The 524-nt window shown below is 65.5% G+C and carries 1 protein-coding gene; it reads right to left on the bottom strand.

Annotated elements, in window-relative coordinates:
• Positions 1-522 (bottom strand): FAD-binding oxidoreductase (locus tag CXR03_RS19020; protein ID WP_258073746.1); only part of this gene is annotated, 522 nt, incomplete at its 3' end.
• Positions 523-524: the final 2 nt, after the last annotated feature.

The following is a 524-nucleotide window of genomic DNA, read 5'->3' as shown; positions in this document are numbered from 1 at the left end:
ATTTTCGAACAGCGCGAGCGCCGCGTCCGGCGATGCAAGCCCGACATAGGCCACCTGCCGCCCGCGCGGGCGCGGTACCATCTTCAGCACGGCGCCGGTGATCACGCCAAGCGTGCCCTCTGCGCCGATGAAGAGATCGCGCAGGTCATAGCCGCTATTGTCTTTCTTCAGGCGCCTCAAGCCATCCCAGATCTCGCCGGTCGGCAGAACGACTTCCAACCCGAGGCAAAGCTGACGCATATTGCCATAGGCGAGCACGGCCGTGCCGCCGGCATTGGTGGCGAGATTGCCGCCGATCCGGCAAGAGCCTTCCGAGCCCAGCGACAGCGGAAACAGCCGGTCATGCGCCGCGGCCGCCTTCTGCACATCGGCAAGGATTGCCCCACCATCGGCGACGATCACGTCGGCAACCGGATCGACTTCCCGGATCTTGTTCATTCGCTCCAGCGAGACGAGCACATCGTGTCCGTCTTCGCGTGGCACTTGCCCGCCGACAAGCCCGGTGCGCCCGCTGACCGGCACGA

This window comes from Arthrobacter sp. 08Y14 (assembly GCF_002929455.1).
GTDB lineage: Bacteria > Actinomycetota > Actinomycetes > Actinomycetales > Micrococcaceae > Arthrobacter_B > Arthrobacter_B sunyaminii.
Note: the sequence above shows the minus strand (reverse complement) of the source record. Positions and strands in the feature narration are given on the sequence as shown.